Source organism: Xenorhabdus sp. PB62.4 (assembly GCF_014467285.1).
Lineage (GTDB): Bacteria > Pseudomonadota > Gammaproteobacteria > Enterobacterales > Enterobacteriaceae > Xenorhabdus.
Genome location: NZ_NKHR01000029.1, coordinates 1 through 14,767 on the forward strand (window position 1 = coordinate 1; position 14,767 = coordinate 14,767).

The window sequence follows — 14,767 nt, forward strand, 5'->3', positions numbered from 1 at the left end:
GCAGCAGGCATAACAGCGATAACGCTGATGTCCTCCATTTCCTTTTCCATGCCCTTTGACCTGTTCTGATTTGTGACAATAACGACAATAGACGTCAACTTTAGCCATGCTTTACCTTGATCACTAAAAATCGGGAAGTCTACCACAACTAACTATTTAATACATGACCCCCATTATGTTATGAACTTGGTTATGAAAGCCAGAAATCCATAGCCATTGAATACGTAACGTTTTCACTAACAAAAGCTCTGTTTATTAATAAAGGAGGGACTGCTGGAATTTCAGAGCCAACAGTCCCTCATGTACTAATGAAATGGACAGTCCCTAATACATCATAATTATTCTATCCCTATAAATAACTCTATCTTCCCATCTTGGTGGAAAACTTCATAGTCCGTCTTCCAGTTACGTTGATGTAAGCAGCTTGGTTGTTCAAAATATCGCCACGCCTGCTGCCATAGTTGGAAAACAGGATTACCCTCCCCCGCCAAGTCAGAGAAAATTATATACCGACCCGCTTCCAGCTCGATCTTAACAAACGAGGATCCTGCCTGAGCGTTGTCACCTTCATGCTCTTTTACTGCGGCAATAACGTCAAACTGTCCGTTTGCATCAGATTCATAGTTAGAATAGACGCCATAGACAACGTTACCTGACAGCTGCTTAGGATAGATATCCTGATAGAAATGCTGCCAAAGCGGCATAATTTTCGCAGTCGCTGCATCCATTTCATGAGCGTTTTTCGTGCACGTAGATATCCCTATTAAAGATAGAGCGGAACAATCGACAATTTTCATCTTAACAACTCCCCTTATATTTTGCTAATAAAGCCTTAGCATTTTTATAAGCTTGATAAGTTTTGGGTAAAGAACTCGCTTTCAGCTCAAACCATGCCTTTAAAGCTTCATTCTTACCACTTCCTTGGTTTTCACTGTCTGAGATGTAATCACTGATAAAGTTATTCATTCTGGCTGATGGGATTTGCGGTAACCTCCCCTGCGTTTTTTTCAGGTTAGCCAGGTAGACCACTAAATCACCATAATTAATTGTTTTTCCATCAATAATGCATTGCTTACGCCAGCTATTAAGCCAGTACCATTGGCCGGATTTATCCGCTAATGCGCCAAACTGTTGCTTAACGGCGGCCAGTAAAAATGATTTGGTCTTTTTGTCACTAACATAGTTAACCACGGGGGTATCCAGCGTGAGTAAATCACGGGCTGCACTATTCTTTCTATTAGGAACGGCAACAGGAAGCTCGCCAGAATAACCAAATAAATGTGCCTTAATGTGCAATTCAAGCTCATTTTTTTTCAGATTACCCACGGTAATGCCCAAAGTTTTAGCAAACGCCTTAAGCTCTGTAGCATAAAAATAACCACCGTCAAACTCTTCTTGACTCATCCCCTGATATAGCTTACTCACGCCTCTTCCTCACTGTTTTAACTACGCCGAAACAGCCTCGTCTTGTTCAATTGCCTCCAGTGTTAAAGTCGCAATTCGATCCAAGAGCAGCTGCATAACCTGCCACGCCTGTTCGCAGATTGCCTGTAATTCAATGCTGCGTTGGTGAGTGATATCTTGATAGAGTTCACTCCCCAGCAAAGCGTGCCCGTGATCTAACGTTGCATGTGCCTCTATATACTCACCAGGCTGCTCAGAAGTATTCTTAGCCAACCAATGGAAGGCATCTGCACACTTTTCTAGCACCAGATGAACGACAGCCAATTTTTCCACATTATCAAGCTGGAACATTTTTAACACAAACCAATTACCATATGAATCAATTTTAGCATCCCATTCTTGGCTCTTAGGTAATAATTCGTCATGGCCTAACTCTTCTTGAAAATGTTCAAGAAATAAAGATCGAAACGTAGGATCCACCACGGTAGATTGGCGCGCATACATGATGTACTGGAAAATTTCAGACCACTGCCTCAGACGGGTTTTAAAGAGAGTCATGTGGTGTTCAGTTTGGATCTGCCCTTCTCTAAGTAGCGAAAAGAACAGTGTTTTTTCCACCTTTGCGCACCACTGCTCGTTAAAATTTAGCAGCGCTTGATAAGGAGTTAACTGAGGAGTAAACACAATATCAGCCTCTTTTTCAAACAGAGCCAACGGTTCATACTGCACGGATAAAGCATCTAACGGCTCGCCGAGATCGCAACAAAAGCCGTGCCAGCACCCGGCAGGAATACAGACTACATCACCCGTTTCAATCTTATCGGTAGCATCCCCCAGCAGCGTTGCCTTACCAGCCATAACGATAACCATACTATCTACACTGTGCTGATGCACCTGATGTGTTTCACCCTTTTCAAGAAGTGTAAAACTAATGCTAAGTGGTTCGTTATCTTTTCTAAAATGACGAAAAATAGCGCTATGCGCTAAAGGCTGAACTGCGCCGATTTTGTGCTCTTTCCCTGCAATAAAAATGGAGTTAATTTCTGGAATAGAAGCGCGCTTGATAATATTGATCATAAAAATTTCCTAAATATCGTCAGACAGTGATGAATAAGCATCAAAGAGTGAGCCCATAAATTTAGATAGAACCGTTTTTGCCCCTAATTCGATAAAGAGCATGGGCCCCTGCCGGTAAACAAATTCAATGCATGACTGCCAATGAACAGGCTCAGTCAGTTGTCTGACTAAGTTCTCCGTTATACTTGTTGCTCTATAAAGCTGGCTGGTTGCATTAGCAATCACGGGGATTGACGGTGGGTTAAAGTGAAACTGCCCGAGATACTCCTCAAACGCAGTACTGATTTCTGCCATCAGCGGCGTATGAAACGGGCCAGATACGGCTAAAGGAACGTATTTACCCGTTCCCTGTTGTAATATTGCCTGTTCAATACCGCGCATAGCCGTATTATTACCGGAAATCACCGTTTGCTCCGGTGAGTTCTCATTTGCAATATAAACACCAGAGTACTGTTCAATCAGTTGCTGCACAGCCGAGCGTCCAACATTCAAAATCGCCGCCATCGTTCCATCATCCCGAACACTGGCCATTAATTCAGCACGTTTTTTTACCACCGCAACCCCCGTGGCGAAGTCAAACACACCCGCAGCAAACAGCGCATTAAACTCGCCTAAAGAGTGCCCCAGCAAAAAATCCGCTTTTATCCCTTTATCCTTAGCTTCAAGATGGCTTAACGCGTTAACAACAAATAGGGCAACTTGGGCAAACTCCGTCTGCGTTAAACGGTTGCCTCCTTCGTTGCACAGTTCAGCCAGATCGTAGCCTGCAACTTCACTGGCTTCCTTTACCTGACGCGGGTAGCGAGCAAACAACTCTGCCCCCATACCTTTAAATTGTGAACCCTGCCCTGGAAACATAATGGTCAACATTGATTTTCATTCCTCTATTAAAAACGATCTTTGAAAATGACCGCGTAATGGTGAAGCAACCTTAACAACGCCTGTTTTTCGGTTTGAATAAAAAAATGTCCGCCTTTCAGCATGTGTAAATCAAATGAGCTGTGGGTATGGCGCTGCCAGGCATAGAGTTGCCCGATATCCGTTTCCGGATCGTCGATTCCCCCTATCACAGCGATCGGAGCCTGTACCATAGAATTAAGAGCGGGTCGGTAGCTTTCTAGCGCTTGAAAATCCGCAGATAACACCTTATAAAAGTGCTCAAAAACCTCAGGATTGCGCAGTACTGCCTCCGGTGTTCCCCCTAACTGGCGGACTTCTTGGCGCATTCGTTCTTGGTCAAAATGCCGCCGCCCTTCTGTTACAGAATGAAAAGCGGGTGCTTTACGCGCCGCCAGCAGCAATCCAACCGGAGATACCCCACAACGTTGCTCCAACCGCAGCGTTAGTTCATAAGCCAGACAAGCCCCCATGCTGTAGCCCATCATCAATAGCGGCCTTTCACTTGCCAGCCGGACGAGATCAGGGAAAATATCTTCAACTATCTCATTAAAATCAGTCAGTAAAGCTTCGCTGGCCCTGTCAGCACGCCCCGGCAACTGCAAAATATCGAGGGAAAGCCAATCATGCCCCGGCAAATCCCGCAGCCAAGAATGAAATGCCGTGGCATTGCCTCCCGCAAAGGGAAATACCACCATTTTCATTTGTTCGTTTTGAGAGTGACGAGACAGCCCAGCCCAAGCATGAGACGTAGACATTATTCTTCTCCATTAATAAGAATGTTTAGTTATCTACCGCCGTAGTTCACTACGGCGGGATACAGAGCTTAGACTTCTTCGATAAATTCACTCACCGGCACTCCGACGTGGCGGCCTGAATTCGCTTTATAGGCTTTCACCTTGACGCCGGGTTTAAGGTCGGTGAGATGCAGAGGCTTGCCTTGATCAGAGAAAATTCGTACGTGCCAGTCATCCTGCATCAAAATGCTGATCTCCTCACCGCTGGCAAAGCGAGCACGGATAATGCGTAGCGGGCGTTTTTCCAACTTCACTCGCCCAACAGGGATAGGTTTGGTCTGGCCTTTCATATCGACAACCATCGCGCTATCGCCGCTGCGTAGCTCTGAAATGTATTGCGTGCGGTTGCCGTTGGTAAACACGTAGCTATGAACCCCTCCTGCATTGATGCGGAACTCCCGTTTATTCATGTAGGGCATCTCAAAGACTTCCGGACAGCAAAGAAATCCACCTTGCGAGGTTGATCCGACTAAAATGCCCTCATCTTCATTAAACATCAGGGAAAGGTCGATGCAGCCACGGATACCATCGCCAACCGGACGTGTTTCAAAGATTTCTGCCGGTTCCAACGTAAGCTGGCCCATAAATACTTCCTCAACACGTTTAAACATACGATCGACAGTACTGCTCTTCAGCGGGGTGAACAGAACTCCCTCCACGCCAAATTCCATCGTACTCATAGAATTAACGACATCATCAACGTGTTCATGATCATCAATTTCTTTAATTACCACGGTTTTGGTGTGTTGTAGTTCAGCAATCACCAGCTCTAGAGGAATATTGGTGGGATCTTTGAATTTAATTAGTACATAAGAATGTTGCTGACCGAAAGCAATCGCCTGATGTAAAGTTGCTTTATCATTTACAAAAATATAAAAGCAGGTTTTTATATTTTTACTCTTTGCCAACTGTAATATTTCATTATTCTTGCTAAGAATAATTAGTTTCTCATTTGGCGTTTTATCTAACTTCTTAAATAGCTCATTAAGCTCTTCTAATTTTTCTATTTTTATTGCAACCTCATGGCGAAAATATTTTTTACTTAAAAATGCGTCTGCTTGTGAAAAATTAATTAAATACCCTGAATAATATTGATGAAAAATGCGATCAGCTACCGACTTAGCCTCTTCATCTTCTTTTTCAACAGCAGTCATATCATACCAAAGTAAAGGTAATAGATTATTACTACGATATTCACGTTTACTGCTTTTTTCCACAGCGCGCGTAGTCACATTAACAACATCAATTGCCATAATAATATTCCTTATTTAATAAAATGTAGATTACTGAACGATAAACAGCGGATAAAAAAGTTTGCGATGAACATATATCAGCACCATATTAATACCGGCACCTATCGCAGCAAATAACACCGTTTCAGGTGCAAGAAAAAAATGAAAGAGTAATGAATGCGCCAAAATACTGGCACTTAATAACAATGCTAACGGCGTCAATATATTAATAACTAACAAAGCTCCAGCGATAACATCGGTAAGCATAATAATCTCATTCATATATCCCGTTGCACGTAATGCCGACAAAAAATTCATTGCGTCAACCGGCCACGGTGGTTCAGGGAAAAAGTGAAACTGGTGATTTAAACCAAAAAAGATCAAAAATAAGCCAAAAAAAATACGTAAAATATTCATGTAATATTCCTTATTTACTCAGTTTCTAAATATTTCAGGTGAGAAGCCTTCCATTTCCCAGACAGCCAACGAGCGTTATTCATTGCACTCCTAAACACCTCATCACACAGTAATCCAATCCATAATCCCGCAATGCCCAACGATAAGTTAACGCCTAAAAAATAACCCAGAGGCACCGCAATACACCATGTACTGCCTACTGCTACCCAAGCCGGAAAATTGGCATCTCCTGTCGCTTTCAGGCTATATGAGATCACCATAGCGGCGCTGCGAAAAGGTTCAATAGCAACACATAAAACGAGCAATACCATCCCCGTATTAATGATATCTACATTACTGGTGAACAGCCCCAATAGAGGTTTACCGCACAGTAGGATTAACACGATGGTAAGCAGACTCCCCAGCATTGCTAACCGTAAATTGCGGTCTACCTGTTGCTTAATGAGATCATACTGCTTGGCTCCATAGAGATGAGAGATCATGATCTGGTTAGCAATTGACATGGCGGAAGACCAGCAAATTGTCAAAGTCAGCAGATTCATCACGAATATCCGCGACGCCATTGCTGTTTCGCCTAGGCTAATGGTAAATATAGACAATACTAGCATGCCTGCTTCAACGGTAATCGGCTGAATGGCAGAAGGAACACCAATCGCCAAGATCGGTTTTAATATTGCTGCTGGCTGAGCAAATAGCGCCTTCAGTGGAAATCTGGCCTGTAATTTCTGCGTCACTAGCAGAAAATAATATAAGCACACAACTGCCTGAGAAATAATAGTGGCAAAAATAACCCCCATCAGTCCTAGTTTGAAATAAATAACAAAGACTAAATTTAAAATAACATTTAACCCATTTGCAATTATTCCAGCGTATAAGTTATATTGTGTTTTTCCCTGAGCCATGCAAATAGCACTGAGTGAAAACTTGATTGCCATAAACCATAGTGCAATAGAAATATATTTAAGATACTCACCGGCAAACAGCACTTCATTATTCTTTAACCCTATAGCCTCAGCTAAGTGAAAAGAACCGAAAAATAATACTAAAAAGACAATTCCGCCTAAGGATGCATTAATAATTAGAATGCCACTCCAATTAAGATTAAGCTTTTCTAATTTACCAGAACCAATAATTTGCCCACCTACGTTAATTGCTCCCTGAGCCATCATCATAAATAACAGGACAAAAATAACAAAGATGGGAATAATAGCGCCAACCGACGCGGCCATCGTCGTTGAAACATGACTCAAAAATAACGAATCAACAAAAAATATCGAAAATGATAATAACATATCGATAAATATCGGAATCGCCAAACTCCAAATAGAGAATGGCAATACAGATGACTTATTATCCATAACGAACTCCTACACTATATTTTAAAATATTATTTAGACGCGGCCCTAAAGGCCGCGTTAGCAACACCCAATATTCACTTAATAGATATCGATCAATTGCCTAATATGGTTTTCAATCTCTTCTCTTGCGCCAAGCGTTTTATAGAGATGGATACGGTTGCGTACAACATCGCCTCGATTCCATAACTCATAAATATCCTGTCGGCTACCAAAGGCATCCGCTACCATTTCCCAGGCAAAGCGAAACAGGCGTGATTTAAAATCCACGCTACATGACTTCCCTCGCATATAACGTTCGAGGAACGGCCGTAGCTCCGGTGTCTCCAGATCCCGAGGTGATGGCTGCATGATTATCCCTGCCCCAGAAATCGTCCGCACAATCTCATTGATACGACCGCTAATTTGCGCTGCAAATGTATCCGGTGCCAGTGTGGACGCGGGTGCCAATAACCCGGAATCAGTCACTCTAGCTTCGACATTCATGGCGATCAGAGAGTGCCGGATAAGTTCCAGATACGCACTGAGTTCACCGAGCTGATTCTGGATTTCCCTGAACTCATTCACGCCAATCGACTGACTAATCAGCGACGCAACCCCCAAGAACGTACGCAGACGGTGATAAAAACGGATCTGCCCGACGTACAGTGCCCAAGCGTTTAAACGGAAGAACCCTTCAAAGGCCGTTTCAGCTTCTTCAAGTAAAAAAATACGATCATTGGGGATGAGGACATCATCAAAGAACAGCATGGCATCTTGTTCATCAAACCGCTCACTCAATAGATGCTGATGACTGCTTCCCCGCTTAACGTGGGCCTCACGGCACAGTATATGCAACCCGGGTGTTTCCATTGCTACGCTAAACCAGACGACGTAATCCTTGTGTTTCCGCAGAGCGTAAGACGGCGACATATAAATCAGTGCCTCATGGCAAAACGGTGCGAGCGTTGCCAAGTTCTTAGCACCTCTAACGACTATGCCATCTTCCCGTTTCTCCACCACTCGCAACCCACTTTCCGGGCACTCCTCCAGCGTTGCTGAACGATCAATCTGCGGGTCGCCTATCGCGTGAGTGAGGCTAATGTCATTTTCACGGCAATAGAGATAATAACGTTCAATATTCTCCTTAAAGCGAGGATTAACCTGGCCTGCATGGTGGCGAAAGTCATATAGCCCCACAACCACATTCGACATAAAGTCCGGCACCCGCGGAACCATACCCAGCGTGTGCTCCATCCATAGATGGCTGTTGCGCCATTTGGCAGACAGTTCCTCCTGAGTACTCGGTGCCAGCCAAGAGTAGCTGACCGGGTTACCCGTTAGTGGTGAGGTATATAACATCTGTTCACGCAGTTCCGGCTGATATTGCAGATCGTACAGGGCAGCCAGGTGATTTAACATGCTGACGAAGTCAGGATGTTCCGTCACTTCAATACGGTCACCGTCATACCAAACCTGCCTCCGATCCCGCAGGCTGGCCTTGTAACGCTCGCCGGACCAAGCACCTTTCGCGCCCACCAGTGACCAGGAATCCTGTAAATCAGACGCAATGTTATGCTGTTGCATCACTAACCTCCCTACGTGTCTCTGCAACAACAACCCACTGCTGTTCATGCTCATCCACAAATGCCTCCAACACAGGAATAAACTGCGTGTCATGAGTAAGATAAGGGAAATGAGCTGAACCGGGGATACAGGTCAGACGCGCATCCTGAATACCCTGGCTGAAATCGTGTGAATGACGCGGATTGATAATCATATCCAAATCACCGAAAACACAGTGAGTCGGCACATGGATTTCAGGCAACCAAGGTAACAGCGAGACGGACATCATCTCATTCAGATAACGCAGAGCCACCAAGAAATTAACGTGCTGCGAATTCAGCAACAGATCCCGGCGTTGTTCAATACGTTGAATAGCCTCCTGCTCATTTTCATCCAAGGCATCAATAATGGCCTGAAAATCCGCTCGCAAAGTAGCCACGGCTGAACTTGCCAGCGCCTCAAACTCCGCCGCACTCATCGTTGACGGATCGGCTACGTTCAAATCTGAGGTATCGTGGAATCCTCCTACCAGCGTCAATGACGCAATGCGTTGCGGTTCATTTTTTGCCATCAGCAATGAGGCCGCACACCCTAGGCAAGAGCCAACCAGATGGAACGGACGATCAATACCCAATTGCGTTAAAGCCGCAAACATGCTTCTGGCCGTACCCGCCATGTTAGAGTCGGCAATCGGCATACTGATACCATAGCCCGGTGGATGCAGAATAATAAACTGATACTTGTGACGTAAATCCGACTGTAGCAACGGCAGCCAGGTCGCAGCAGTTAACGCCACGGCTGGCATCAGCACCACTGGCGCACCTTGCCCGCAACTGAACACCTCTATCTCGCCCTCACCCGTGTTCACTACACCGTGCAACAACATTTCATCCATAGGTTCATTAGGATCTATCGTCACTGGCTGAACGTTGCGCAGCGTTTTACTTTGATAATACTCACCATACTGGATCAGAAAACGAGCTCCCTCATCCAGTGGCATTTTGCGCAGCCACAGGGCATCATTTAGAGGACTTTCCTCCCGCATGCTGGCTACCGCTACGGTGGCCTTAACGCTAACACTTTCAGCCTGAGGAGCCACTTGCATTAACCTGGCTGACTCTTGCGGGTAATCACGTAACATCACCTGAGCGATATCATTGATGGTCTGATTTTCCAACAGTAGACCAACACCGACACTCCCTGCCCGATTTTCAAGCTCGGTTTGAATATTCAGCACAATCAGAGAATCCACACCATAGTTAAGCATATCTTCGGCTGGATCAATCTCCTCAACGCTCAATTTCAGCACATCAGCAAATAGCGTGACTAAACTGTCCACCAACGTCGATGGCGCAGGGGTTTTTCCGCCTTCATTCACGATTGGTCTGGCAGGTGCTTCAACAGATGGAACTGGTAGCACCATTGCCTGAGTCGTTGCCACCTCTTCATGGATTACACTGAACCCCATTTGGCGCAACACTTCAGGTTTAGCATCTACCGCAATCACGTTAGGCAGATCGTGACTCAGTACCCGCCGTATAATTTCAATGCCGCGGGCAGGGGTAATAAAACGTATGCCCTTGTTCTGCAACATGGCTACTAAATTTTCTTCCACACCCTCCCAGAATCCCCAACTGATGACATGAGCGGGAACACCCTGACTGCGCCAGTAGTTCACAGCCTGATTCTGATAAGCACACCCAGCCGCATAAGTAGACCAACCAGCGCTGCCTACCCATCCTTCAGCAGACGAAAACAGCAACAGGAAATCCAGCTGGCGCGATTTGAACAACGCAACCAGGGAATCACTGCCATCCAGCTTCGCCGCCGTTTGCTGCCGTAACGCATCGTTATCCAACTGGTTAATTCGCAGGATCTGCCGAGTCATTGCCAGATGGAAAACACCATGGAACATCCCATGCTCTGCTTCCGCTAACGCAATACCCTCTGCCAGTGCAGCACTGTCCTGCACATCTACGCAGTAGTAATAGCATTGTCCTCCCAGCGCGTTGATATCCGCTATCGCCTGTGAGTGCAATTTATCGGGTTGTGAACGGCCAAACCAGACGAGTGTGACACCGTAATGCTTCGCCAGATAGTGGCTAATTTGTTGCCCCACCACACCGGCACCGCCTACCATCAGGTAAACGCCCCCCTGACGGAACGGCTCTTTAGTCGCCGCAGACAGCGTTTCTACCGGTACAATGTCCCTCCGCAGTAGACGATCCCCACGTAAAAACAGTTCGCGATTCTCCAGCCAATTCCCGTTTACATACAGATTGGTATATAGCTGGCTAAAGGCCGGGCTATGGTCAGACCAGTCCCCATCCAGCAAGGTTAACTCGGCTTTTGGATATTCTCTTACTAAGCTGCGGAAGTAACCGGACAGCGCTCCCGAATTAGACACAGCTTCCTCATCCAGCTGTACGTTCTCAGCGAGCCGGGTAAAAATACGCAGCTTCGTGTTATTCTCACGCGTTGCCTGTGCGAGTTGATGCAAAAGCGCCAATTCCTGTCGTGCTGATACCGGCTTCACACCAGAACCCTGCAATAATCCGATACCCCAGAATAGTACTTCGTCCAGTCCGTTGATATGCTGGAGACAAAGCGGAATATCGGTGGGTTTATCTGCATCTAATAGCCACTCTTGGTCGCTCAATAACTGTGTCCTTTGGCCTGTAGAGTAGGCGATAAAATAACAGTCCGTCAGCCCCGCCTCTGCCAGATAAACTTTCAGCGGAAAAGGGCATCCAGCGGGGTAAACTATTACACGTGTCGTCGCCGGCAGTGTTCTCTGAACCGATCCTGCAATGTTGATCGGCTGATAGCGGGGGCGATACAATAAGGATTCAACGTTTTCAACCTCCGGTACTACCTTCGGCTTTATGTCATCCCCAGCGCTTCCCCACAGTGTAAGCTGATGCTGGTCATTAAAGACGTAGACTTCTGCTACTCGTTCCTCACGCTGCCGAAGAACAATACTTCCTGTTTTTTCAAGGGGACGCAGACAATGGAACTGATTAAAGATAGGGCCTGATAAGTCACTCTGAGCGTTTAAACCGCTCTGCTCTGCAATAGCACTGATAACGTGCTGGTATATACCATCGATACTACCAGTCTGGCAGGTATATAGACTGGAACCGCTATTTTTACCATTCAGGAACTTTCTTACATCCAGCGTCAGCCGATCAGCAGGAATGAGCGGTGAAACGGTAAGCGTTGCCAAAGCCAGAGGAACATTATGTTCGGCATAACACGTCAGACGTATATTCCCATCCTTCTCAGGCTCCAGAGCAAGACTCAGCTTACCCAGCTGTTGCCCTAACACCGCTCGGTCAATATGCTGTAACCGTAGGGAATAGACATCGCCAAGCAGAGCGCCGCTTTCCAACATCTTGCCTAACAACCAGTTAAGTTTCTGCTGCTTTAACACGGGTGGGGGCTCGACAAAGAAATTCACACCTGCATGCCCGATAGAATCGCGCAGGTTTAGCGCTGCCAGTAGAGAAGATGAAGCCGCTGGAGCTGTATTTTGCATACCGGGCGACGGATGAGCCTGTTCTGCCCAACAGACTTCACGCGCGAACGGGTACAGCGGTAGCGCGGTGAGATTTGGACGCCGTGTATAGCTGCTCAGCCAGTCGATATTCTCCCCCTGACACCATAGCTGTGCGACTCTATTTAACTTATTCTGCTGCAATAACATGCGGATATATTCGCTGTCCTGCGCATTACGCACAGCAGTTACCCGCGTATCTCGGACATGCCCGCTGGCAATAGCGGGATCTTCCTGCCCGGACAACGTTTGCTCCAGCCGTTGTGCTAGCTTTTCTAAGCTATCTGCCACAATCCCCACTCGGCGTGCCATCGCATTTCGGCCACTTTGTAGTGTCCAAGCTATCGAAGCCAGCTTTCTTGCCTCGTCCTGTGGCGTAAATACACACTCTGGATGAAGTTGCTGAGCAATCACTGTCACGGCATCACCTACGGTATGGCAGTGTTTCAGCATGTCAGCCGTTATCAGTCGGTTAAAATGCTGATACAGCGTCTGGATGAACTGCTGGTGGATTTCCTCTCCCTTAAGCAGCGTGTCGAGCTGATCTTCATCCCCCAGTAGCTCAGAGCTAATGCCCGTTAACGCGGACAAACAAGCTAATACTCCCGTGGTTATCGGTCCGCTATTCGGTGGAACCATTAACTGCCGAACAAACGTCAAGTGAGATTGTAATAGTGCCTGCAGCGCAGCAGGGGTACGAGCCGAATAAATAAATACCCGCTCATCTGGTTCTACGTATGCCGTCGTTGATGCCGTATATTCTTCAAGGATCAGGTGTGCATTCGCGCCTCCGGCACCAAAAGCATTAATCGCTGCCATACGGGGCTTTTCGCGCTGTCCTTCACTGCTCGCTAACAACTGTGAACGCCAAGGAGAGACTTCCGTCTGTAAGTAGAAGGGCGTTTTTTCAAACTGAATATTGGTGTTGACCTGTTCTAAATGGATAGAGGGAACCAGCGTTTTATGCTGGAACTGCTTCAACACTTTCACAATACTGCCAAAAGAAGCAGCCGATTCCATATGCCCAACGTTGGATTTCACCGAACCAATCGCACAGAATTGTTTATCTTCGGTGTGTTGACTCCACGCGGAGGTCAGTCCCCGCACTTCTATCGGATCTCCAAGAGCAGTTCCCGCCGCATGGGCTTCAACATAGCTGATATCCGCAGGGTTAATCCTTCCCTGACGCAGAGCATCAGTTATCAAGGACTCTTGTGACTGTGCATTGGGGACAGTAAAACCATTCACCCTACCGCCATGGTTGATACTGGACGCTTTAATCACTCCATAAATACGATCATCTTCCTGTTCCGCGAGACGTAACGGCTTCAGCAGAAGCGCACCAACTCCCTCTGAAGGAACATAGCCATCCCCCTCTTCGCTAAATGGCTTACAGCGCCCCTGAGGTGAGGCAAAGCCTGTTTTGCTTAAAACGAAGTATTTATTAGGATGTGTCGTCAGATTAACACCCCCCGCAATCGCCATTTGCGACTCGCCGCGCCATAAACTTTCGCAGGCCAAATGTACCGAAGTCATCGAACCAGAACACATGGTATCCAACGCAATACTCGGCCCACGCAGATCAAAAAAGTACGACGTGCGGTTGGCGATCGAAGCATAGGACGCTCCGGCGCTGGCATCCATCGCGCCGTACAACTGATACTGTCCCCACATGATGCCGACATAGAGCCCCACACGATACTCTTTCAGTTTCTCGCGGTTATAGCCCGCATCTTCAAAGGTATGGTGCACCGTCTCTAGAAATACCCGTTCCTGTGGATCCATGCCTTCAGCTTCTAACTTACTGATGCCGAAAAATAGAGGATCAAAGGTACGGTTATCCGATAAAAATCCCCCCCACTTCAGATAGGATTTACCGCTAACACCTTTACGCTCATCCCAATAATCCCGCCAGTTCCAGAGATGTTCCGGTACAGTAGTAATACAGTCGCGTCCGGCCAGCAAATTCTCCCAAAAAGCCTCAACATCATCGGCCTGTGGAAAGCGTCCCGCCAAGCCAATAATCGCAATATCATCATCGTTATAGGTTAAAGAGGCCACCTCGGGCACAGCAACCGTAACAGTCTCATTAGGAGGCGTTAGCGCCATCAATATTGGCGGCACAATCCCGCCTACAGGTGTTATTTCTTCCGTTATTGGCTGAGGGATATCAGTTATCGCTACCGCTGGCATAACTAACTGCGGTTCATCCATGTTTTCTGTTGGCAGCTTTTCGGCAAATTCTTCGCTCAAATAATCCGCTAACGTTTTAATGCTTGGAAACTCAAACAATAAGGATTTACTGAGATCGCCAAGTGTATCTTCAAGTCTTCTGACAATGGCGACGCTCATCACTGACTCTATACCGTAATTATCAAACGCGGCATTATCATCCAGACTGGCGAGGGGTAGCTGCGTTTCCGCCGCTACAGCGCTTCTTACCAGTTGGTACAGAGTTTTCTTCGATTGCATGGTCTATTTTCCTTT

Annotated in this window: 11 protein-coding genes; all 11 read right to left on the bottom strand. The window is 46.5% G+C overall.

The window, feature by feature from the left end:
• On the bottom strand, positions 1–108 hold a 108-nt coding region (locus Xenpb_RS16860), incomplete at its 3' end, for an IS1 family transposase (RefSeq protein WP_304952540.1).
• A 230-nt stretch (positions 109–338) separates the two neighbouring features.
• A complete protein-coding gene (locus tag Xenpb_RS16865; protein WP_187655382.1) occupies positions 339–797 on the bottom strand; it encodes a GyrI-like domain-containing protein in 459 nt (152 codons plus the stop codon).
• 1 nt (position 798) lies between these two features.
• Positions 799–1,425, bottom strand: a complete 627-nt coding sequence (locus Xenpb_RS16870) for a hypothetical protein (protein WP_187655383.1) — start codon at positions 1,423–1,425, stop codon at positions 799–801.
• A 21-nt stretch (positions 1,426–1,446) separates the two neighbouring features.
• On the bottom strand, positions 1,447–2,481 hold the full coding sequence (locus tag Xenpb_RS16875) for a cupin domain-containing protein (RefSeq protein WP_187655384.1): 1,035 nt from the start codon (positions 2,479–2,481) through the stop codon (positions 1,447–1,449).
• Between the two features lie 9 nt (positions 2,482–2,490).
• The gene (gene fabD / locus Xenpb_RS16880) at positions 2,491–3,351 is read right to left on the bottom strand and encodes an ACP S-malonyltransferase (protein WP_187655385.1); all 861 of its coding nucleotides are present in this window, start codon (positions 3,349–3,351) and stop codon (positions 2,491–2,493) included.
• 17 nt (positions 3,352–3,368) lie between these two features.
• Positions 3,369–4,136 (bottom strand): thioesterase II family protein, encoded by a 768-nt coding sequence (locus Xenpb_RS16885; RefSeq protein ID WP_187655386.1) that lies wholly within the window; start codon positions 4,134–4,136, stop codon positions 3,369–3,371.
• Positions 4,137–4,204: 68 nt separating this feature from the next.
• Positions 4,205–5,428, bottom strand: a complete 1,224-nt coding sequence (locus tag Xenpb_RS16890) for a 3-dehydroquinate synthase II (protein ID WP_187655387.1) — start codon at positions 5,426–5,428, stop codon at positions 4,205–4,207.
• Between the two features lie 30 nt (positions 5,429–5,458).
• Positions 5,459–5,824 carry a DoxX protein gene (locus tag Xenpb_RS16895; RefSeq protein WP_187655388.1) on the bottom strand — a complete coding sequence of 122 codons (366 nt, stop codon included), beginning with the start codon at positions 5,822–5,824 and terminating at the stop codon, positions 5,459–5,461.
• Positions 5,825–5,838: 14 nt separating this feature from the next.
• A complete protein-coding gene (locus Xenpb_RS16900) occupies positions 5,839–7,182 on the bottom strand; it encodes an MATE family efflux transporter (RefSeq protein ID WP_187655389.1) in 1,344 nt (447 codons plus the stop codon).
• A 78-nt stretch (positions 7,183–7,260) separates the two neighbouring features.
• Entirely contained in the window at positions 7,261–8,745 is a 1,485-nt protein-coding gene (locus Xenpb_RS16905; RefSeq protein WP_187655390.1) for a 4-hydroxyphenylacetate 3-hydroxylase family protein, read from the bottom strand.
• A complete protein-coding gene (locus Xenpb_RS16910; protein WP_187655391.1) occupies positions 8,732–14,752 on the bottom strand; it encodes an alpha/beta fold hydrolase in 6,021 nt (2,006 codons plus the stop codon). Before Xenpb_RS16910 ends, Xenpb_RS16905 begins: the two co-directional genes overlap by 14 nt.
• Positions 14,753–14,767 lie beyond the last annotated feature (15 nt).